The organism is Amycolatopsis kentuckyensis, from assembly GCF_002155975.1.
Classification (GTDB): Bacteria; Actinomycetota; Actinomycetes; order Mycobacteriales; family Pseudonocardiaceae; genus Amycolatopsis; species Amycolatopsis kentuckyensis.
Genome location: NZ_MUMI01000038.1, coordinates 1 through 19,140, shown reverse-complemented (window position 1 = coordinate 19,140; position 19,140 = coordinate 1). Strand labels below are relative to the sequence as shown.

Annotated in this window: 17 protein-coding genes; 6 read left to right on the top strand and 11 right to left on the bottom strand. The window is 71.0% G+C overall.

All coding sequences use genetic code 11. The annotated features are described in order from the left end of the window. Nucleotides 1-11: 11 nt before the first annotated feature. The 4 genes from CCN39_RS04010 to CCN39_RS03995 are packed head-to-tail and all read right to left on the bottom strand — an operon-like array spanning nucleotide 12 to nucleotide 2,855. Complete coding sequence (locus tag CCN39_RS04010) at nucleotides 12-794, bottom strand: SDR family NAD(P)-dependent oxidoreductase (RefSeq protein ID WP_086838561.1); 783 nt, start codon at nucleotides 792-794, stop codon at nucleotides 12-14. Nucleotides 795-822: 28 nt separating this feature from the next. Further along, on the bottom strand, nucleotides 823-1,338 hold the full coding sequence (locus tag CCN39_RS04005; RefSeq protein WP_086838462.1) for a sigma factor-like helix-turn-helix DNA-binding protein: 516 nt from the start codon (nucleotides 1,336-1,338) through the stop codon (nucleotides 823-825). Between the two features lie 48 nt (nucleotides 1,339-1,386). Then, nucleotides 1,387-2,370, bottom strand: coding sequence for a glutathione S-transferase family protein (locus CCN39_RS04000; RefSeq protein WP_086838460.1), 984 nt, complete (start codon nucleotides 2,368-2,370; stop codon nucleotides 1,387-1,389). Between the two features lie 8 nt (nucleotides 2,371-2,378). Next, the gene (locus CCN39_RS03995; protein ID WP_086838458.1) at nucleotides 2,379-2,855 is read right to left on the bottom strand and encodes a MarR family winged helix-turn-helix transcriptional regulator; all 477 of its coding nucleotides are present in this window, start codon (nucleotides 2,853-2,855) and stop codon (nucleotides 2,379-2,381) included. A 107-nt stretch (nucleotides 2,856-2,962) separates the two neighbouring features. On the opposite strand from CCN39_RS03995, the gene CCN39_RS03990 reads away from it, so the two are divergent. Next, nucleotides 2,963-3,520: a YceI family protein gene (locus CCN39_RS03990; RefSeq protein WP_086838456.1), complete on the top strand. Its 558-nt coding sequence runs from the start codon at nucleotides 2,963-2,965 to the stop codon at nucleotides 3,518-3,520. A gap of 21 nt (nucleotides 3,521-3,541) precedes the next feature. Here CCN39_RS03990 and CCN39_RS03985 read toward each other — a convergent pair whose 3' ends face one another. Next, the gene (locus CCN39_RS03985) at nucleotides 3,542-4,144 is read right to left on the bottom strand and encodes a TetR/AcrR family transcriptional regulator (protein WP_086838455.1); all 603 of its coding nucleotides are present in this window, start codon (nucleotides 4,142-4,144) and stop codon (nucleotides 3,542-3,544) included. A 44-nt stretch (nucleotides 4,145-4,188) separates the two neighbouring features. On the opposite strand from CCN39_RS03985, the gene CCN39_RS03980 reads away from it, so the two are divergent. Continuing rightward, complete coding sequence (locus CCN39_RS03980) at nucleotides 4,189-5,136, top strand: pentapeptide repeat-containing protein (protein ID WP_086838454.1); 948 nt, start codon at nucleotides 4,189-4,191, stop codon at nucleotides 5,134-5,136. Here the strand turns inward: CCN39_RS03980 and CCN39_RS03975 are convergent. The 5 genes from CCN39_RS03975 to CCN39_RS03955 are packed head-to-tail and all read right to left on the bottom strand — an operon-like array spanning nucleotide 5,123 to nucleotide 11,174. After that, nucleotides 5,123-7,126 carry a glycoside hydrolase family 31 protein gene (locus CCN39_RS03975; protein ID WP_086838453.1) on the bottom strand — a complete coding sequence of 668 codons (2,004 nt, stop codon included), beginning with the start codon at nucleotides 7,124-7,126 and terminating at the stop codon, nucleotides 5,123-5,125. The two genes, CCN39_RS03980 and CCN39_RS03975, sit on opposite strands and share 14 nt — an antisense overlap. Nucleotides 7,127-7,143: 17 nt before the next feature. Further along, complete coding sequence (locus CCN39_RS03970; RefSeq protein WP_086838452.1) at nucleotides 7,144-7,959, bottom strand: carbohydrate ABC transporter permease; 816 nt, start codon at nucleotides 7,957-7,959, stop codon at nucleotides 7,144-7,146. Beyond that, entirely contained in the window at nucleotides 7,956-8,894 is a 939-nt protein-coding gene (locus CCN39_RS03965) for a carbohydrate ABC transporter permease (RefSeq protein ID WP_086838451.1), read from the bottom strand. The genes CCN39_RS03970 and CCN39_RS03965 overlap by 4 nt, the downstream gene beginning before the upstream one ends. Continuing rightward, on the bottom strand, nucleotides 8,891-10,132 hold the full coding sequence (locus tag CCN39_RS03960) for an ABC transporter substrate-binding protein (protein WP_086838450.1): 1,242 nt from the start codon (nucleotides 10,130-10,132) through the stop codon (nucleotides 8,891-8,893). The genes CCN39_RS03965 and CCN39_RS03960 overlap by 4 nt, the downstream gene beginning before the upstream one ends. Before the next feature lie 34 nt (nucleotides 10,133-10,166). Further along, complete coding sequence (locus CCN39_RS03955) at nucleotides 10,167-11,174, bottom strand: LacI family DNA-binding transcriptional regulator (RefSeq protein WP_086838449.1); 1,008 nt, start codon at nucleotides 11,172-11,174, stop codon at nucleotides 10,167-10,169. A gap of 347 nt (nucleotides 11,175-11,521) precedes the next feature. On the opposite strand from CCN39_RS03955, the gene CCN39_RS03950 reads away from it, so the two are divergent. Next, nucleotides 11,522-14,449, top strand: a complete 2,928-nt coding sequence (locus CCN39_RS03950) for a glycoside hydrolase family 3 protein (RefSeq protein ID WP_086838448.1) — start codon at nucleotides 11,522-11,524, stop codon at nucleotides 14,447-14,449. Between the two features lie 51 nt (nucleotides 14,450-14,500). Here the strand turns inward: CCN39_RS03950 and CCN39_RS03945 are convergent, their stop codons facing one another. Continuing rightward, the gene (locus CCN39_RS03945; RefSeq protein WP_086838447.1) at nucleotides 14,501-15,322 is read right to left on the bottom strand and encodes an SAM-dependent methyltransferase; all 822 of its coding nucleotides are present in this window, start codon (nucleotides 15,320-15,322) and stop codon (nucleotides 14,501-14,503) included. A gap of 122 nt (nucleotides 15,323-15,444) precedes the next feature. Here CCN39_RS03945 and CCN39_RS03940 point away from each other — a divergent pair, with 122 nt between their 5' ends. From CCN39_RS03940 to CCN39_RS03930, 3 genes are all read left to right on the top strand, one after another. Beyond that, nucleotides 15,445-16,776: a cytochrome P450 gene (locus CCN39_RS03940; protein ID WP_086838446.1), complete on the top strand. Its 1,332-nt coding sequence runs from the start codon at nucleotides 15,445-15,447 to the stop codon at nucleotides 16,774-16,776. A 78-nt stretch (nucleotides 16,777-16,854) separates the two neighbouring features. Beyond that, entirely contained in the window at nucleotides 16,855-17,946 is a 1,092-nt protein-coding gene (locus tag CCN39_RS03935) for an alpha/beta hydrolase (protein WP_434781084.1), read from the top strand. An 81-nt stretch (nucleotides 17,947-18,027) separates the two neighbouring features. Continuing rightward, nucleotides 18,028-19,140, top strand: a 1,113-nt coding sequence (locus tag CCN39_RS03930; protein WP_143263936.1) for a GGDEF domain-containing protein, incomplete at its 3' end; no start/stop codon positions are given.

Genomic DNA, 19,140 nt, shown 5'->3' with positions numbered 1-19,140 from the left:
GTCCGGACCGCTCAGGTGTGCGTGCCGCCGTCGATGCGGATTTCGGTGCCCGTGATGAACTTGCCGTCGTCCGATGCCAGCATGGCCACCACGCCCGCCACCGTCTCCGGGCCCGCCACCGCGTTGCCCACCTCCGTCGTCTGGTCCGTCGGGAGGAGCGGCAGCAGGCGCCCGAACAACGAAAAGTCCACGTTCTGGGGCAGCCAGGTCGCCGCCGAGTCCGTGATGCCGCTCTTCACGCTTCCCGGGGCGATGCTGACCGCGCGCAGGCCCTGCTTTCCGTACTCCAGCGCCAGCGAATGCGTGAACGCCTGGATCCCGCCCTTGCTCGCGCTGTACGCCGCCATGTACGGGTGGGCGAACGTGGCCGACGTCGAACTGAAGTTGACCACCACGCCCGCCGAAGACGCCAGCAGCGACGGCAGGGCCGCGCGCGTCACCAGGAACGTGCCCGTCAGGTTCACCGCCAGCACCCGGTTCCACAGCTCGAGCGACGTCTCGTGCGTGTGCGACGCCAGCAGGATCCCGGCCGCGTTGACCAGGACGTCGAGGCCGCCGAGGACCTCGACCGCCGACGTCACCCCGGCCGTCACCGACTCTTCGTCGGCCACGTCCATCACGGAGGTCGTCAGGCCCTCGAGGCTTGCGGCCTGCCGGGTGCCCTGAAGTCCCTCTTCGGAGACGTCGGTGCCGACGACCCGGGCACCCTCCTCCAGCAGGCGGAGCGTGGTGGCCCGGCCGATGCCGGAACCGGCGCCGGTGACCAGGACTCGGCGATCGCGCAGGCGTTCCATGGTGATCACCGTAGCCACTCGACCCCACTCAGGGCACGGCCGGCTTCACCCGCCGCCGATCCGCGGACGCGCCCTCACCGCTGACCTGGCCCGGACGATGGGGCGCCACCACGAGCGCGATCGCCTGCGTGGCGAGCTTCAGCGGCGTCCGGTCCTCGCGCCGGCGCAGCTTCTCCAGCGCGCACTGGATGGTCGCGTCGACCGAGGCCGGCGAGAGGGCGAGGGTCTTCGCGATGTCCGTCGCGCTCAGTTCCAGCCCGTACCGCAGCACGACGACTTCGCGCTGGCGGCGGGACAACCCGTCCAGCCCCGGGCTCGGGCGGGCCGGCCGCTTTCGTGTCAGGCGCACGACGGTCGCGCGGAGCCGGGTGACCGCTCGGGCGTCCGGGGTGCCCCGAAGCCGGACGAAGGCTTCCTGCGCGATGTGCTCGGCGTCGTCCGCGCCGAGCAGGTGGGCCAGCCGTGCGAGGCGGCCGAAGTGCTCGGCGAACAAGGCCCGGAACAGCACGTCGTGGTCGCCGGGCACGGCCTTCGGAGCGTTCACGGTGCCGTCACGCCCGACCGGCCCCCCGGGTTTAGCCCCGACCGGAACTCAGAGCGCGGGCACCCGCTCGCCGGCCGGCGGCGGGCCCGGCGGCGTTCCGTCGCCGAACGGGCGGCCGCCCAGTTCCTCGCGGCCGTGCGGGGTCAGCCAGCCGGAGGTGTCCGGCCCGAGCGGCACGATCCCGGTCGGGTTCACGTTCTTGTGCACCACGTAGTAGTGCTCCTTGATCTGGGCGAAGTCGATCGTGTCGCCGAACCCGGGCGTCTGGAACAGGTCGCGCGTGTACGCCCACAGCACCGGCAGCTCGGTCAGCTTCTGCCGGTTGCACTTGAAATGACCGTGGTACACCGCGTCGAACCGGACCAGCGTGGTGAACAGCCGGATGTCCGCTTCGGTGATCGTGTCGCCCACCAGGTAACGCTGGTTCGCCAGGCGCTCCGACAGCCAGTCCAGCCGGGCGAACAGCTTCCGGTACGAGTGCTCGTACGCCTCCTGGGAACGGGCGAACCCGCACTGGTAGACCGCGTTGTTGACGTCGGTGAACACCTTCTGGGCCACGTCGTCGATCTCGTCGCGCAGCTTCTCCGGGTACAGCTCCGGCGCGCCGGACCGGTGGTGGGCCGTCCACTCCGTCGACAGGTCCAGCGTCATCTGCGCGAAGTCGTTGGTGACGACCTGGCCGCTCGGGATGTCGACGAACGCCGGCACCGTGATGCCGCGCGGGTAGTCCGGGTCGCGCTTGAAGAACGCCTCCTGCAGGCGCTCGATGCCGAGGACCGGGTCGCGGCCGTCCGGGTCGAGGTCGAAGCTCCAGCTGCGCTCGTCGTGGACCGGGCCCGCCAGCCCCATCGAGAGGACCGGCTCGAGGCCGAGCAGCCGCCGGACGATCACCGCGCGGTTCGCCCACGGGCACGCCCGCGCGACCACCAGCCGGTAGCGGCCCGGCTCGACCGGCCAGCCGTCGCGGCCGTCGGCGGTGATGCGGTCCGGGAGGTAGTTCTGGTCGCGCTTGTACTCGCCCTTGTCGCTCATCGGCGTCCTCAGCAGTCGTCGGTCGGGGGAGCGGTGTCCAGTGCCGCGGCCAGCCGGGCCAGCACCGGCCCGGCCGTGCGGATGTCCTCGGCGCTCAGGTGGTCGAACACCGCGGCCCGCACGCGGGCCAGGTGGCTCGGGTAGGCCGCCTCCAGTCTGGCCAATCCGGCGTCGGTCAGCACGGCGTTGGACGCGCGGCCGTCCTCGGCGCAGCGGCGCTTCTCGACCAGGCCGCGCCGGGTCAGGTCGTCGACCACCCGGCTGATCCGGCTCAGCGACAGCCCGGTGGTGGCGGCCAGCGCCGAGATGCGGAGCAGGTGGTCCGGCGCTTCCGACAGCGCGACCAGCACGCCGTAGTCGGTGATCGCGAGGCCCGTCTCGGGCAGGAACTGGTCCTCCAGCGCGCGCGGCAGCGCCGTCATGATGCGCATCAGCGGCCGCCAGAAGGCGGATTCGTCGAGGTCGAGCGCGGCCAGATCACCCATACGGGCAACTCTACCGAAAGCTTGCTTGCGCAACCAGCCAAAGTGAGTACAGTGTCGTTGAACCCTCAATCACCGGGGGGCGCCACCACGAGGAGAGAAGAACAGCGATGACCAGCGCGACCACCTACCCCCAGCTGACCGGCGAATACACCCTCGACGCCGCCCACTCGCGGATCGGGTTCGTCGCCCGGCACGCCATGGTGACCAAGGTGCGCGGCAGCTTCAACGAGTTCACCGGCACCGCGACCATCGACGGCGACGCGCCGGAGAAGTCGAGCGTCCAGGTGACCATCCAGGCCCACAGCATCGACACCCGCAACGCCGACCGCGACGGGCACCTGAAGAGCAACGACTTCCTGGCGATGGACGAGTACCCGCAGATCACCTTCACCTCGACCGAGATCCAGCAGACCGGCGAGACCAGCTTCGACGTCACCGGTGACCTGACGATCAAGGACGTCACCCGCTCGGTGACCGTCCCGTTCGAGTTCGAGGGCTCGGCCAAGGACCCGTTCGGCAACGACCGGATCGGCTTCGAGGGCTCCACCACGATCAGCCGCAAGGACTACGGCATCACCTGGAACGCCGCGCTGGAGACCGGTGGCGTGCTGGTGAGCGACAAGGTCACGCTGGAGTTCGAGATCTCCGCGATCAAGTCCGCCTGATCCCGGGAGCGGGAACCGGGCTCACCGGTTCCCGCTCGCCCGCAGGTTCCCGATGCCGACGTCGAGCGCCGCTTCGAGGTGGTCGATGCGGCCGGTCGACAGCATCACCACGACGCCGCCCTGGATGCCCGCCAGCAGGGCGGCCGCCGCGCGTCCGGCGTCGAGGTCCGCGTCGACTTCGCCGGCTCCCTGCAGGTGGCGGATGCCCGCCTCGATCTCGTCCTGCCAGCGCCGCAGCAGTTCGGTGACCACGGCCTGCGCTCCCGGAGTCGCGCGGCCGAGCTGGGAGATCAGCACGTTGAGCGGGCAGTGCTGCCCGCGGCTGTCGTAGTGCGAGACCACCGTGTCCCGCCAGCGCCGCCACCCCGCCCACGACGTCAGCCGGCCCAGCTGCGGCTGCTGGACCGCCAGGACCTGGTCCGCCTCGAAGCGGGCCACCGCCAGCAGGAGTTCTTCCTTGCCGTCCGGGAAGTAGTGGAACAGCTGGCTCTTGCTCGTCCCCGTCCGCGCCCGGACGTCGTCGAGCGTCGTCACGGCCACGCCGCGCTCGCGGATCTCCGCCGCGGCGCCCTCGACGATCCGCTGCCGCGTCGCCGCGCCCTTCGGGGTCAGCTTTGGACTCACAGGTCCACTTTAATTCGCTGGCCACGGCCGGGAGAATTCCGGGTATGGCCACTGTCACGCCGTTCGCGATCCTGGCGCTGATCGGCGCCGTGTCCGGATCGGTCACGGCGTGGCTGATCCTGCGCCGGGACCGGCCCGCCGAGGTGCTGACCCCGGCCGCGCCCTGGGAACCCGTGGCCGAGGAAGTGGAGCGGCAGCTGCTCGCCGACGAGCGCGAGGTGCGGCTGGCCGGGGTGCACGAGTTCGCCGAGCTCGCCGACCACGATCCCTCGTTGCGCCAGATCTTCGTCGACCAGTTCTTCGTCCAGCTGGGCTACGGGGGCTCCGGGGCCGCGGCCTGGCAGGCGAAGCTCTGGTCGGTGCTGCTGCCGCGGCTGCGACCCGGGACACCGGGGTTCTGGCCGGGCATCGACCTCCCCCCGAAGGCTCCGGTGCTGCACGACCTGGATCTGCGCGGCTGCGAAGTCGACACTGCCGTCTTCCGCTACGTGCGCTTCGTCGGCGACGCCCGCTTCGACGGTGCGGTCTTCACCGGGCCGGTGAGCTTCGAGGGCTCCTGCTTCGCCCGGCACGCCACCTTCGCCGGCGCGCGGTTCGAGGCGGACACCGACTTCGAGCGCGCCACCTTCACCGGCACGGCGGCCTTCTCCCGGATCACCACGCACGGGCAGCTGTGGTTCGACGCCGCTCGCTTCTCGGCTCGCACGGACTTCGCGGGCGCTGCTTTCGGCGACGACGTGTCGTTCGAGGGCGCCGGTTTCGCGGGCCCGACGACGTTCCGGGACGCCCGGTGCGCCGGGGACGTCCTGCTCGGCGAAGCGCGCTTCAGCGGCCACGCGGACTTCGCGGGTGCGACCTGCGCGGAGTTCCACCTCACCGGTGCGCGGGCCCGGACGGACGCGCACGTGCGGCGGACCTGGCCGCCGGGCTGGGTGCTCGGCCCGCCCCGGCCGCGCAGGCCGGGGCACTGGGCCGACCTCACTCGGCCCTGATCGGCAGGTCCGCTCCGTCGCGGAGGAACACCGGGATCCGGTCCGCCGGCGCCGGGGCCTCGACCCACTCGCCGCCGTCGTGCCGGGTGCCGGTGACCGCGTCCGTCCAGGTGGCCCCCGCCGGGAGGTACACCCGGCGGGCGGTCACCCCGGGTTCGAGCACCGGCGCCACCAGCACGTCCGGCCCGAGGAGGAACTGGTCGTCCACGTCCCAGGCCGCACTGTCCCCCGGGAAGTCGACGAACACCGGGCGCATCGGGGGGATGCCCTGCTCGTGGGCCACCCGCATCTGCTCCATCAGGTACGGCCGCAGCCGCTCCCGCAGGCGCAGTGACTCGGTGATCGCCGCGTACGCCGGCTCGCCGAACGACCAGACCTCGTTGGGACCGCCGGTCATCTCCGGCCCGAACGCCGGGCGCGGATCGCGGAAGCCGTGCAGGCGGAACAGCGGGCAGAACACGCCGTAGGAGAACCAGCGCACCATCAGCTCGCGGTACTCCGGCGAGTCCGGGTCGCCGCCGTGGAAGCCGCCGATGTCCGTGGTCCACCAGGGGATCCCGGCCAGTGCCACGTTCAGCCCGGCCCGGACCTGCGCGCGGAGCGACGACCACGTCGCCCCGACGTCACCGGACCAGAGCGCCGCCCCGAAGCGCTGGCTGCCCGCCCAGGCCGAGCGGGACAGCAGCACCACCTCGTCGTCGCCTTCGGCGCGGATGCCGTCGTGGAACGTCTGCGCGTTGACCTGCGGGTAGAGGTTGAACACCTCCGCGCCCGGGCCGGCGTGGAAGCCGAGGTTGTGCGGGTGGCCCGGCTGGATCTCCGGCTCGTCGCCGTCCAGCCACCAGGCGCGCACGCCCAGGTCGTAGTAGTTCTCCTTGACCTTGTTCCAGACGAACCGCCGGGCCTCCGGGTTGGTCGCGTCGTAGAAGGCCACCGGCATCTCGACGTCGAACCCCTTGTCCTTCCACGGCGCGTGCGCCGGGACGCCGCTCTCGGCGGCGACCAGGAGCCCCTGTTCGTGCAGCTCACGGTAGTTCTCCGAGAGTGGGCTGACGGACGGCCACACCGAGACCATCAGCTTGACGCCGAGGTCCGAAAGCTCGCGCACCAGCCCGGCCGGGTCGGGCCACTCGGCCGGGTCGAACTTCCAGTCGCCGAGGTGGGTCCAGTGGAAGAAGTCCGCCACGATCACCGAAAGCGGCAGTCCGCGCGAGTGGTACTCGCGCGCCACGGACAGGAGCTCCTCCTGCGTGCGGTAGCGCAGCTTCGACTGCCAGAACCCGGCCGCCCACTCCGGCAGCATCGGTGCGTGCCCGGTCGCGTCGGCGTAGTGGCCGAGGATCTGGCGCGGCCCGTCGCCGGTGGTGATCCAGTAGTCGATCTGCCGGGCGTCGTCGGCGACCCAGCGGGTGCCGTTGGCCGCCAGTTCGACGCGGCCGACGGCGGGGCTGTTCCACAGGAACCCGTAGCCGCGGCTGGACAGCAGGAACGGTACCGACACCTCGGCGTTGCGCTGCACCAGGTCGAGCACGAGGCCCTTCTGGTCGAGCCGGCCGTGCGTGCGCTGCCCGAGACCGTAGATCCGCTCGTCGTCGTAGGCGGTGAACCGCTGTTCGAGGCGGCCGTAGCCGTTGCGCGAAGGCATGAACAGCCGCGCCCCCGGCCACCAGAAGTGCGCGCGCTGCTCGGAAAGCAGCTCTTCGCCGGTGTCGGTGCGGACGAACTTCAGCTGCGTGTCGATGCCCGTGTCGGTGTCGGCGATCTCGACGATCGCGGTGAGCGCGCCGTTGACCACCCGGCCGGTCCGGCCGTCGGCCGAGGCGGTGGCGGCGGACGGCTTCGCGGGCAGCAGCGCACCCGGGACGTCGTCGAGGATGCGGTGCCGTCCGGCCCGCACGCGCAGGCTGCCGTCGCCCCACGGCTCGATGCGCAGCACCTCGTGCCGCACGCTGACTTCGAGCGAGCGGCCGTCTTCGGTCGTGGCGATCACGCGGTCTCCTTGGGAATTCAGTCTTTGACGGCGCCGCTGGTCAGCCCGGCGACGACGTAGCGCTGGGCGACGACCAGCAGGACGGCCGCGGGGATCGCGGCGAGGACGGCGGTGGCCATGATCCCGTTCCAGTCGGCGGACTGGTTGCCGACGAACCGGTAGATGCCCACGGTGATGGGCTCGAACGACTGCCCGGTGGTCAGGGTGACAGCGAACAGGAAGTCCGCCCAGGCGAACAGGAACGAGAACAGCCCGGCGGTGACGAGGGCGTTGCGGCTGACCGGGAGGATGATCGAGAAGAACGTGCGCCAGTAGCCCGCACCGTCCACCCGGGACGCTTCGGTGAGCTCCTTCGGCACGGAGATCATGAACGCCCGCAGCAGCAGGATGGCGAACGGGATGGTCGCGGTGGAGTCGGCCAGCACCAGCCCGAGGTAGTTGTCGATCAGGCCGAGGTTGCTGAACACGGTGTAGAGCGCGTTGGCCATCACGATGCCCGGGATCATCTGCACGATGAGCAGCACGAACACCAGCGCCGGGCCGCCGCGCACCTTGAGCTGGGCCAGCGCGTACGACGCGGGTGCCGCCACCAGCAGCGACACGACCACCGTGCCGAGTGCGACGACGACGCTGGAGAGCAGGTTGGGTCCCTGCGTCGAGACGGCCTTGCGGTAGCCGTCCAGCGTGCCGCCGACGGGGAAGAACGCCGGATCCGGGCTCAGCAGCGCGCCGCTGGGCTGCAGGGAGGCGTTGACCATCCAGTACAGCGGGAACAGCAGCACCGCGACGATCAGCACGCCGGCCGCCGTCCGCGGCCAGTTCGACGTCTTCATGCCGCCTCCGCCAGGGTCGACTTCGCCGAACGCAGGTACAGCAGCCCGAACAGCGTCGCCACCACGATGAGCACGTTGCCGACCGCCGCGCCCTGCCCGAACGCGAAGTCCTGGAAGGAGAGCCGGTACGACCACGTTGTCAACGTCTGCGTCGCGTTGGCCGGCCCGCCGCCGGTGACGACCATGATCACGTCGAACACCTTGATCGTGTAGACCAGCCCGAGCATGAGCACGATCCCGGTGACCGGCCGCAGCAGCGGCCAGGTGACGTGCCGGAACCGCTGCCACGCCCCGGCGCCGTCCAGCGCCGCGGCTTCGTAGAGCGACGCCGGGATCGCGCGCAGCCCGCCGTGCAGGATCACCAGGTTGAACGGGATGCCGATCCAGATGTTGGTGAGGATCACCGCCGGCAGCGCCCAGCTCGTGCTGCTCAGCCACGGCACCGCGTCGAAGCCCAGGAACCGCAGGCCCGCGTTGAGCACGCCGTGGTCCTGGTCGAACATCCACCGCCAGACCGCGCCGCTGACCACCAGCGGCAGCAGCCACGGCAGCAGGAGCAGCGACCGCAGCAGCGCGCTGCCGAGGAAGCGGCCGTTGAAGAACACCGCGAGCGCCAGGCCGATGGCGAACTGGAAGACGATCGACCCGGCGGTGAACAGCACCGTGTTGAGCGCCGCCGTCGAGAACAGCGGGTTGTTCAGCACGGCGGAGTAGTTCGCGATGCCGACGAAGGGTGCTTCGCCCGTGTAGAACGACTTCACCGTGTAGTTCTGGGTGCTCATCACCAGGTTCGCGACCAGCGGGTAGCCGAAGAACACGATGATGTAGGCCAGGGCGGGCAGCAGGAACGCCCACGCGGCGAACCGGTTGTCCCGGCGGGACTTCCGGTTCGCGCGGGGGGCCGCCGAGACCGTCGGGGCGGCGGCGAGCGTCACGAGCCGCTCGCCTGCTGCGCGGCCTTGAGGGCCTGGTCGACCGGCGTCTTCCCGGTCAGCGCCGCCTGGAGCGCGTCGGCCAGCGCCTGCGAGACCTTCGGGTACTTCTCGCCGAGCTCGGCGGTGCGGGAGCGGGCCGTGCCGACCTCGTCGACGAACGCCTGCATCGAAGGCTGCTCGGTGCCGAACTTCTGCGCCGTGGCCGTCTTCGACGGGATGTAGGCGTGCGCCTTGCTCCACTCGAGCATCGTCGGCTCGGAGAGGATGCAGGAGAGCACCTTGCCGGCGGCCTGCTGAGTCGGCCCGCTGGTCACCGGGATCGTGCCGACCTCGCCGCCGAGGGCGACCACCGGCTTGCCGCCGGCCTGCGGCACCGGGATCGGCACGACGCCGTAGTGCAGCGACTTCTGCTCGTCGAGCCGGGCGATGTTCCACGACCCGTTGATCATCATGGCCGCGTTGCCGCCGACGAACTGGTCGGCGACGTCGTTCTGGTTCCAGGTCACCACGGACTTCGACGCCGAACCGGAGTTCACCAGGTCGGTGACGTACTGCAGCGCCTGCGCCGACTTCGGCGAGTCCAACTGGGACAGTTCCGCGCCGTTGCTCCAGAAGAACGGCAGGAACTGCCAGGTGCCTTCCTCGGACGGGATGGCGGAGAAGGCCAGGCCGTACTTGCCGTCCTTGGTCAGCTTCGCCGCGGCGGCCTTCAGCTCGTCCCACGTCTTCGGCGGCTCGACGCCCGCGGCCTGCAGGAGGTCCTTGTTGTAGATCAGCGCGAGGCCGTTGACGCCGGGGGCGACGCCGTAGAGCTTGTCCTGGTAGGTCCCGGCCTTGACGATGCTGGGGTAGTAGCCGTCGGTGGTGATGCCGTAGTCGGTGAGCGGGGTCAGCGCGCCGGTGGCGGCGACCTGCTGCAGCGTCGGGTTGTCGGTGAAGAGCAGGTTCGGCAGCGTCTTCGAGCTGGCGCTCTGCAGGACCTTCGGCAGCATCTGGTTGGTCGGCACCTTCTGGCGCTCGATCTTGATCCCGGTCTGCGTGGCGCAGGTGTCGAGGATCTTCTGCCAGGCGGCGGACCCCTGCTCGTCGGCGTAGTAGTCGAGTTCGGTGATCGACGTGGCGGCCGGGGCGTCGGCGCCGCCGGGTGCGGCCGGGGCCGGGCTGGGGCTGCAGGCGGCCAGCAGCGCGGCACTCGTGGCACTCGCGGTCAGGACGAGGGCGCGACGGACTACGGGCATGGTGATTCTCCTTCGGCGGCGGAGCAGAACCGGGTCAGACTCGGGGCGAGGCGGTGCTCTCGCGCCGGGTGAGGCGAGGTCCGAGCAGCCGGACCTCCGGGGTGGTGTGGCCGGCGAGCCGGCGCATGGTCATTTCGACGGCCTGGGTGCCGACCTCCTCGGCCGGGATGGCCACGTTGGTCAGCGAGACGACGTGCTGTTCGGCCATGCTGTCCGGGCACACGGCGATGACCGAGATGTCCTCGGGCACCCGCAGGCCGCGGTGGCGCAGGTCCGACAGCAGCCCGGGCAGCACGGCCTCGTTGTGCACGACCAGGCCGGTCAGGCCGGGATCGGCGGCGAGCAGCTCGTCGAGGCAGGCGCTCACCGCCTCGTAGGAGTGGGCGCAGGCGTGGGAGGCCGCACGCAGGTCACGGCTCTTCGTGGCTTCGTCGAAGCCGCGCAGGAACCGCGTCGCGTAGCTCGTGCCGCGCCGGTAGACGGCCGGGGAGGGGCCGATCAGCGCGATCGAGCGGTGGCCGAGGTCGGCCAAGTGCGCGACGCACGCCGAGGCCGCCGCGGTGAAGTCGAGGTCGACGCAGCTCAGCCCGGCCGGGTGGTCGGGCACCCCGATGAGCACCACCGGCAGGTCCAGCGCCAGCAGCATCGGCACCCGCGGGTCGGCGGTTTCGACGTCCATCACCATCAGCGCGTCGGCGATCGCCGAGGACGCCACCCGCTGCAGCGCGGCGGGTCCCTCGTCCTTGGTGAGCAGGAGCAGGTCGTGGTCGTGCGCGCGGGCCGCGGTGACCGCCGAGGCGACGAACTCCATCACGACGGCGACGTTGAGGTCCGTGCGCAGCGGCACGACCAGCGCGAGCACGTTGGTCTTGCTGCTGGCCAGCGCCCGCGCCCCGGCGTGCGGGTGGTAGCCGAGCTTGCGGATGCTGTCCTCGACCAGCCGCCGGGTCTTCGGCGAGATCGAGCGCTTGCCGCTGATCACGTACGACACCGTGCTGGGGGCCACTCCGGCCGCGTTGGCGACGTCGTTGATCGTGACCACGGGCGGCCTCCTGGGGACGGGGAGGAGAACGGACTGTCGAAGCGCATCGACGATGGCACGAAGGTAAGTGACACCCGCCCGAAACACAAGCATCATTCGCCGTTTGCCGGTATTCGACGGTTATTCGACAACAGGTGCCTTTGTCGAAATTATCGAAACTCCCTGTTGAACGTTCTTTTTGCAGCTCAGCGTGGCGATGACGCCGAACGGCCGCAGCGCCTGGGAGCGTTCCCAGGCAGTCTTGACCTCCCGCTCACCCGGCTGTAATAGTCGTCGGGTTCCCCGCCGTTCGACGCGAATGTTCCGCGCCACGCCGTCGAAACGATTCGACGATTCGGAGGCCGTCCGTGCGCTTGTCCCTCTTCCGCCGTGCCCTCGTCCCGGTGGTGGCCGCGACCCTGCTGGTGGCTCCGTCGCCGGCGCTCGCGGCACCGCCCCCACCCTTCCGCGATCCGTCGCTGCCCCTGGCCACCCGGATCGACGACCTGCTGTCCCGGCTGACGGCGGACGAGAAGATCTCGCTGCTGCACCAGTACCAACCGGCCATCCCGCGGCTCGGCATCGGCGTCTTCAAGACCGGCACCGAAGCCCTGCACGGCGTCGCCTGGTCGACCGACTACGACAACAAAGGGGCCGTCGTCAAGGCCGACGGCACGGTGTTCCCGCAGGCCATCGGCCTCGCCACGACCTGGGACCCGGCCCTGGTGAAGCAGGTGGGCGCGGCCGTCGGGCAGGAAGCGCGCGGCTTCAACGCCCGCAACCCGACGCTGTGGGGCCTCAACCTGTGGGCCCCGGTGGTGAACCTGCTGCGCGACCCGCGCTGGGGCCGCAACGAAGAGGGCTACTCCGAAGACCCCTACCTGACCGGCGAGTTCGCGGTGGCCTACGGCCGCGGCATGCAGGGCGACGACCCGCGCTACCTGCAGGCCGCCCCGACGCTGAAGCACTTCCTCGCCTACAACAACGAGGTCAACCGCGACACCACCAGTTCCTCGGTGCCGCCGAAGATCCTGCACGACTACGACGAGCAGGCGTTCAAGATCCCGCTGCAGGCGGGCGCGGCCAACGCCGTGATGCCGTCGTACAACCTGGTCAACGGGCGGCCCAACCACGTGAGCCCGGACCTCGACGGCGCGCTGCGGAAGTGGGCGCCGCAGGACATCGCCGTCGTCAGCGACGCCGGCGCGCCGTCCAACCTGGTCAACTCCGAGAAGTACTACGCCACCAAGGCCGAAGGGGACGCGGCAGCGATCAAGGCGGGGCTCGACAGCTTCACCGACAACGACACCGACGGCTCGATCACCACCGCCGCGGTCAAGGAAGCGCTGGCCAAGGGCTTCCTGACGATGGCCGACGTCGAGAACGCCGACCGCCACCTGCTTTCGCTGCGGTTCCGGCTCGGCGAGTTCGACCCGGCGGGACGCAACCCGTACGCGAAGATCACCCCGGCCGTCATCGGCTCGCCGGAGCACCAGGCCCTGGCGCGCAAGGCCGCCGACGCGCAGATGGTGCTCCTGCGCAACAACGGCAACGCGCTCCCGCTGAACGCCGCGAAGAACAAGAAGATCGCGGTCGTCGGCCCGCTCTCGAACACGCTGTACGAAGACTGGTACGCCGGCGCGATGCAGTACAAGGTCACCCCGGTGCAGGGCATCAAGGAGCGGCTCGGCTCGGCGGGCACGGTCGCGTCGTCAGAAGGCGTCGACCGGATCGCGCTGAAGGACCTCGCCACGGGCCGGTACCTGACCGCGCCGGCCACCACCGGCAAGGTGACCGCGGGCGGCACGGTGGCGGGCACCGCCGAGTCCTTCGACGTCTACGACTGGGGCGCGGGCAAGAACACGCTGCGCGCGGCCGCGAACGGCAAGTTCCTCAGCTACTCCGGCGGCGCGCTGGTGAACGACGTCGACCAGCCGGCCGGCTGGTTCGTGCAGCAGCAGCTGAAGCTCGACGCCCAGCCCGACGGCAGCTACGTGCTCGAGTACGCGGGCAACGAGGTGAACGAGCCGTGGTTCGGCCCGAACAAGTTCGCCGTCGTCGGCGCCGACGGTGTCCTGACGATCTCGGCCCCGGACGCCGCCCACGCGACCAAGTTCGGCCGGGACGTGCTGACCAGCGGCGTCGGCAGCGCGGTCGCCGCCGCCAAGGACGCGGACACCGCGGTGGTCGTGGTCGGCAGCATGCCGTTCATCAACGGCCGCGAGGCCAACGACCGCACGAGCACCGAGCTCGCCCCCGCGCAGCGCGCGCTGATCGAGGCGGTGCAGAAGGCGAACCCGCACACGGTCGTCGTGGTGGAGAACAGCTACCCGACGACCGGCTGGGACACCCTGTCGGTGCCCGGCATCCTGTGGACCAGCCACGCGGGGCAGGAGACCGGGCACGCGGTCGCCGACGTGCTCTTCGGCGACCAGGACCCGAGCGGGCGGCTGACGCAGACCTGGTACGCCTCCGACGCGGGGCTGCCGAGCATCCTGGACTACGACATCGCCAAGACCGGGATGACGTACCAGTACTACCGCGGGAAGCCGCTGTTCCCGTTCGGCTACGGGCTGAGCTACACCAGCTTCCGCTACGACAACGTGCGGGCGGCCCGGTCCGGGGACAAGGTCCGGGTGAGCGTCGACGTGACGAACACCGGCGCCCGCAGCGGGTCCGACGTCGTCCAGCTCTACTCGAAGAACTCCGGCGTGCAGCGGTTGCGGGACTTCTCGAAGCTGACCCTGGCGCCGAAGGAGACCCGCACGGTGCGGTTCGAGGTGCCCGTGGCGGACCTGGCGTCCTGGGACGTCGCCCGGGAGCGGTCCGTGGTGGCGGCGGGGGTGTACGAGTTCTCGGTGGGCCGCAACGCCTCCGAACTCTCGGCACCGCAGCCCGTCTTCGTGCCGGGCGAGCGGGCACTGCCGCGCGACCTGAGCCGTCCGACCCAGGCCCAGAACTTCGACGACTACTCCGGGACGACGTTGACGGACACGTCGAAGGTTTCGGGTACTTCGGTCGCGGGCGTGGCCGGCAGCTGGGTGGCGTACCGCAACGTGGCCTTGACCGGCCCCGCGCGGTTCTCGGCTTCGGTGTCCGCGACGGCGGCGTCGCACGTCACGGTCCGCCTCGACTCGCCGACCGGCCGCGTGCTGGGCACGGTCCCGGTGTCCTCGACGGGTGACCGGTACGCGTACGCGACGGTGACGGCGGCGCTGGCCAAGGCGAGCGGACGGCACGACGTGTACCTGACGTTCGACGGCCCGGTGAACGTGGCGACGTTCTCGCTGCGGTGAGGGCTCGTGGGTGGTGCGGCGGGCCGCCGCACCACCCACGACCGGGCCGGCTCAGGGTTTCCGGCCCACGCCCGCGTACGGGAGGGAGTTGACCGAGGGGTCGTCGGACATGTCGCCGGCGCCCTCGGGGTTCCACATCGCACACCCGACCAGGCCCGGTTCGACGAGGTCGAAGCCTTCGAAGAACCGGAGCACCTGGTCGTGCGTGCGCGGGAACGGCTGGTTCTGCTGGTTCTGCCGGGTCGTGTAGACCTCGATCGCTTCGTCGAGGCCGGTCGATCCGGAGTCCGCCGCGACGTGCGTGACGGCGAGGAAGCTGCCCGGGGCGAGCCGCTCGCGGTAGCGGGCCAGGATGCCCGCGGGATCCCACTCGTCGGGCACGAAGTGCAGCAGCAGCAACATGAACACCCCGGTCGGCTGCGTGGGGTCGAGCAGCCGGCGGGCCGGCTCCGCGTCGAAGATCTCGCTGACGTCGCGCAGGTCGGCCTGGAGCACCGCGCAGTTGTCGTTGCCCTGCAACAGCAGCTCGCTGTGCGCGACGGCGACCGGCTCGCGGTCGACGTAGACCACCCGGCACGAGGGGTCGGCCTGCTGGACGATCTCGTGGAGGTTGCCGACGGTCGGGATGCCGGAGCCGACGTCGAGGAACTGCCGGACCCCGGCGTTCACCATGTACCGCGCGGCGCGGCGCAGGAAGGCGCGGTTGAGCCGGGCGGCGTCGCGGATGCCCGGCATGATCTCGAGGATCTGCTCGCCCAGCGCCCGGTCGGCGGCGAAGTTGTGGTCGCCGTCGAGCCAGAAGTCGTACACCCGGGCCGGGTTCGGCACCGAGGTGTCGATCTCCGGCGGTACCCAGCTCGCTTCTCCGGTCACGGGACCTCCCACCCTCGCGGACGCTGCGGGAACGGAGCTTAGCCCCTCATCCGTTCGTGTGGACTCGCGCTCCGGATGCCCGGTGCCCGGCTAAGGTGGCCCGGTCACGAGGAGACGAGGCCATGCCGAACCCGCGTCCGGTGCCCGGACGGGTGCCCCTGCTCGGACACACCGTGCCCCTGCTGCGCGACCCGCTGAAGTTCTTCACTTCCCTTCCCGTGCACGGAGAAGTCGTCAAGATCCGGCTCGGCCCGCTGCCGGTGCACGTGGTCACCACCCCGGAGCTGGCCTGGCGGGTGCTGGCCACCGACGCCGACAAGTTCGACAAGGGCCTGGTCTTCGACAAGATGCGCCCGCTCTTCGGCGACGGCCTGGCCACGTCGAACGGCGAGCTCAACCGCCGCCAGCGCCGGCTGGTGATGCCCGCCTTCGGCCGCACGCGGATCGCCGGCTACGCCGAACACACCATGACGAAGCTGGCCGATGAGCTCGCGAGTTCGTGGCGGCCCGGCCAGGTCGTCGAGTTCGACCGGCGGATGCAGGACCTGGTGCTGACCATCGCCGGGCAGACGCTGTTCTCCACCGCGCTCGGCGAAGAAGCCCTCGCGGAGATCCGGCACTCGATCCCGGTGATGCTCAAGTACGTGCTGATCCGGGCCTTCTCGCCGAAGTTCGTCGAGAAGCTGCCGATCCCGGCGAACCGGCGGTTCGACGCCGCGGCCGCGCGGCTGCGCGAGGTGATCGGCGAAACCGTCGTCGCGGCCCGCGAGGACGGCGCCGACCACGGCGACCTGCTTTCGATGCTGCTGCTGGCCCGCGACGAGGACACCGGCGAGGGCATGTCCGACCGCCAGGTGCACGACGAGGTCATCACGATCCTGACCACCGGTGCCGAAACCACCGCCGTCGCGCTGGCCTGGTTCTTCCACGAGCTGGGGCAGCACAGGGACGTCGAACGGCGGTTCCACGCCGAGGTCGACGAAGTCCTCGACGGCCGCGCCGCGCGCTTCGAGGATCTCCCGGATCTCGGTTACACGCAGCAGATCGTGAACGAGATCGTCCGCCGCACCCCGCCGCTGATCCTCATGCGCCGCGCGCGGGAGGACGTCGAGCTCGGCGGGGTCCTGGTCCCGGCGGGCAGCGAGGTCGCGGTCAGCCAGCACACTCTGCACCGCGATCCGCGCTGGTTCCCCGATCCGGACCGGTTCGATCCGGACCGCTGGGCGCCCGGCCGCGCCGCGGACCTGCCGAAGGGGGCGTACATCCCGTTCGGCGCGGGCGCGCGGTTGTGCCCCGGCCACGTGTTCGCGCCGACGGAGATCGGCATCGTGGCCGCGACCATCGGCGCGCGGTGGCGGCTGGTCCCGGTCCCGGGCAAGAAGGTGTACGCGCAGATCAAGGCGACCATGCAGCCGAACCGCCTGCCGATGACGGTCGTGCCGCGCAAGACCTGACGGTACGCGCTCGGCTACCGGGTGTAGTGTTCCGGAGTTCCTTCACCTGTCCGAGTCCAGAGGGAGTGCGGCGTGAAGCTGCCCGTCAAGGTGACGTCGGCGTTGTTCGCCTGCGGCGTCCTGTTCGCGTCGCTGACCGCGGCGGTGCCCGCCGAGGCCGCCGCGATCTCTTGCAGCGACACGGATCTGCCGGTCACCGGCCCGGGCCTGCCGCCGCTGGTGCCGGGGGCGCCCGCGATCGTCCACGGCCGGCTGTGCCTGCCCGCCGGGGAGGCGCCGGACACCGTCCAGCTGCTCGTGCACGGCGGGACGTACAACAGCGCGTACTGGGACCTGCCCTACGAGCCGCAGCGCTACTCCTACCAGCGCGACATGGCCGCGCAGGGGTACGCGACCTTCGCCGCCGACCAGCTCGGTGCCGGGCGCAGCAGCCGGCCGCTGAGCCTGCCGCTGTCGGTCTGGGCCGCGGCCGAGTCGATGCACGAGGTGGTCGGCCACCTGCGGGCCGGCCGGGCCGGTGGCGTCCGGTTCGCGAAGGTGGTCATCGTCGGGCACTCGGTCGGCTCCGGGATCGTCGCCGTGGAGGCGTCCACGTACCGCGACGTCGACGGCGTCGTCCTCACCGGCATCACGCACCTGCCCGCACTGCCGGTGCTCGCCCTCGGCGCGGCGCTCGGCCTGCAGCCCGCGCTGCTCGATGGGCAGCTCGGGACCCTCGGCAGCGACCCGCTGTACTTCACGACGAAGCCGGGAGCGCGGGCCGGGCTGTTCTACGCGGCGGGCGACGCCGACCCGGCCGTGATCGCGGCCGACGAGGCGGCGAAGGACCAGGTTTCGGTCCCCGGGATGGGCACCGTCGCGTTGTTCGGCATCGTGTTGCCCGCGACGTGGGGAATCACCGTACCGGTTTTGCAAGTGGTCGGTGAAAAGGACGTCCTTTTCTGCGGGGTGCTGGCGCTGCGCGACTGTTCCGGCGCGGCGGTGCTGCGCGCGCAGGAAGCGCCCTATTACGCCGACCCGTCGAAGTTGTCGGTGTACGTGCTGCCGGGCGCGGGTCATTCCGTGGCGCTGCACGAAAACGCGGGCGAATACCGCAGTGCGACCCGGTCCTGGCTGCAGGACCGCCTGGGGATCGCTCCACAGGGTTATCACTCGATCGGACGAAACTGAACCCGTGCGTGTCGCGCAATTCCGGGCCAAGATATATCGATTGACCCGAACGGTGTGCACTGACCCCTTGGACAGCCTGCGGTGACTGCTCCCCAACCCCGTGGCGACACGCCGCGGAACAAGCCGTCCGCCGATCGCGCGGCGAGACGGCTCGGCACGCTGGCGCGCAAGTGGGGCTACTTGATCAGCACCACCGCGTACCTGCCGCACACGCCCGAGGAGATCGAGCGCGAGCTGGCCGGCCTCGCCGGGCGGCTGTTCGAGGCGGTCGCGGGCGAGCCGCCGGACCTCCAGGCGGCGGCGGCCGCCGGTGGGCGGCTCGTCGAGCTGCGCTGCGTCGGCGCCGACAGCCTGCGCCGCAGCCTGGAGGTGCTGGGCAAGGCGCTGGTGCGTGAACCGGAGCTGCGCGGGATCGACCGGCTGGCCGAGCGGGTCGTGCTGGTGCTCGGCGCCTTCAGCTCCGGGTACGGCGAAATGCTGCGCGAGGACATCCAGAAGCGGCAGGAAGGCCTGAGCCGCGCGCTGCTGAAGGTCGAGCAGGAGACCCGGCAGAAGCACGTCATCTCCCGCGCGCAGTTCGAGGAGGTGTTCGCCGGCTCGGCCAGCGGCGTCGCGCTCACCGAGCTGGACGGCCGGGTGCTGCGGGCCAACGCGGCGCTGGCGAAGACGCTCAACCGCACGCCGGCCGAGATCGCCACGATGACGCTGTTCGACCTGGTCCACCCCGAGGACGTGGAGCAGCTGCGGGCGAGCTACGGCGAGCTGGTGGCCGGCCGGCTGCACCGGCTGCGCACCGGCCGCCGCCTGGTCGGCAAGGACGGCGAGCCGATGTGGGCGACGTTCGCCGCGTCGGTCGTCCGCGACTCGGTCGGCGCGCCTCGGCAGCTGCTCACCATCGTCGACGACGACACCGAGGTGTCGCTGCTGCAGCGGCGGCTGAGCCACCAGGCCCTGCACGACGTGCTGACCGGGTTGCCGAACCGGCAGTTCTTCAGCACCCGCCTGGAAACCCTGCTGCGCGACGCGGACCCGGCCCGCGGCGTCACGCTGTTCCACCTCGACCTCGAAGGCTTCTCCCAGCTCAACGGCGGCCTCGGCCAGGACCTCGGCGACCGGCTGCTGCGCGGGGTCGCCGCCAAGCTGAAGATGGTGTTCGACGCGGAGAAGGCCCTGGTGGCCCGCCTCGGCGGCGAC